This is a genomic window from Microcoleus sp. Pol7_B2, assembly GCF_036701035.1.
In the GTDB taxonomy this organism is placed as follows: Bacteria; Cyanobacteriota; Cyanobacteriia; order Cyanobacteriales; family Microcoleaceae; genus Microcoleus.
This window is the reverse complement of the sequence record NZ_JAUBQB010000178.1, coordinates 1-1,973: the sequence shown is the minus strand read 5'-3', so window position 1 is coordinate 1,973 and position 1,973 is coordinate 1. Positions and strand designations below refer to the sequence as shown.

Annotated in this window: 1 protein-coding gene; it reads left to right on the top strand. The window is 51.1% G+C overall.

Annotation, left to right across the window (positions count from 1 at the left end; all coding sequences use genetic code 11):
* Nucleotides 1-1,973 (top strand): DUF4347 domain-containing protein (locus tag QUA57_RS28380; protein ID WP_333251552.1); only part of this gene is annotated, 1,973 nt, incomplete at both ends.

Sequence of the window (1,973 nt, the reverse complement as noted above, 5' to 3'; positions counted from 1 at the left end):
ATAACAGCGGGAGTGCTGCCGGGACAGCAGGTAGTAATACTCGATAGCACCAAAAACGGCATCGAACAAATCACCTCTGAAATTGAAAAATATGCCTCGACTAACGGGGCGATAGACTCGGTTCACATTATTTCTCACGGCAGTTCAGGCAGCCTACAACTAGGCAAGACCGCTCTGGGTTCAGATAACATAGAGCAATACAAAAGCCAGTTGGAAAAATGGCAAACTTCACTAGCCCCAGAAGCAGATATCATGCTGTACGGCTGCGATGTAGCAAGCGGTACAGGTGCTAATTTCGTCGCTCGATTCAGTCAAATAACCGGGGCTGACGTTGCGGCATCCACCAACACAACTGGCCGTAGCGGCGACTGGAATTTAGAATTTGCTAGGGGCGAAATTGAATCTCCCTTAGCCTTGGAGCCGGATGCGATGGCAAGTTACCAAGGCGATTTAGCTACGATCGTAGTAGCCAATAATAGCGATAGCGGGCCCGGTTCATTAAGGGCTGCGATTGCCACCGCTGTTGCCGGCGATATCATTACCTTCGCTCCAGGTTTAGCCAGCCAAACCATTACCCTCACCAGCGGTCAACTCGATATTCCCGTTGGCAAAAATATCACGATTGACGGCGCCGCCGCACCCGGTTTAACCATCAGTGGCAACAACACATCCCGCGCCTTTTTTGTCAATGCCAACGTTGCGACTGCTACCAATTTTGTGGTCAAAAACCTGATTATTACTAACGGGAAAACAACCGATCGAGGTGGCGCGATCGGCACAACCGACGAAGTAAACCTCACAGTAGACAATGTTCAGTTCAACAACAACGTCGCCGATAAAGGCGGTGGCGCAATTTTTGGTAATTTCAACAATACCCTGACTGTTACCAACAGTAAATTCAACGGCAACGTCGCCACCGCCGCTAACGATGAACGCGGTGCAGGTGCGATCGGCTTTTTGAGTTTCAAAACTATTACAGTCACCAACAGCGACTTCACCAACAACAAAGGAATTAACGGCGGGGCGATTAACAGCCTTCAAGGTAAGCTGACAATTGACAACTCCCGATTCATCGGCAACGACACCACAGCAGCCACTTTCGCCACAGGGAAGTCCAATGATTTCTTAAGAGGTTTCGGCGGCGCACTATATACCGATCGAGCCAGCAATCCCAGCGAAGCTTCCGGCACAATTAAGATCACCAAAAGTGTATTTCAAGACAACAAAGGGCGAGGCGAAGGCGGAGCAGCTTATCTGTTTACCGGCACCCAAGACAGCGTAAGTATTGCAGACAGCACCTTCCAAAACAACGAAATTCTGTCGCTTCCCGGTGGCAACGACGGAGTTGGAGGCGGGTTGGTAAACTTGAGCAACGGCCTCAACAAAGGACTTACGGTCTCCAACACCACCTTTGCTGGTAACAAAGCCCCCGGTCAAGGTGGCGCAATGTGGATCATGGATGCGCCTACCACGATTACCAACAGCACCTTTTCTGGCAACCAAGTTAGTGGGACTACCGATTTTTACGGCAATGTCGGTGGTGCAATGGCTCTTTATGCCCCCACAACGATCGTCAACACCACCATTGCCGATAATTCCGCCCGTTGGGTGGGCGGAGGCATCTCGGCGGCGTCGGGAAAGCCTGTCAGTGTCAAGAACACGATTTTTTCTAACAACACGGCGGGGAATGAGTTTGGCATTCAGCAGCACACCAGCAGCGAACTAACTGACCAAGGTGGCAATTTTCAGTGGCCTGTCAAAAAAACTACTAACTTCAACGATTACAATGCGACGGCAAGTATTACGCTCGCAGACCCCTTACTTGGCCCTTTGCAAAACCTCAACGGTGCTTTAGTCAGGCCGCTGCTGACAGGAAGTCCGGCCATTGATCAAGGGATTGCTACGGGCGCACCCACCAAGGATCAGCGCGGCGTGACTCGCCCTCAAGATGGCGACAGCATTCCAGGTGCCAT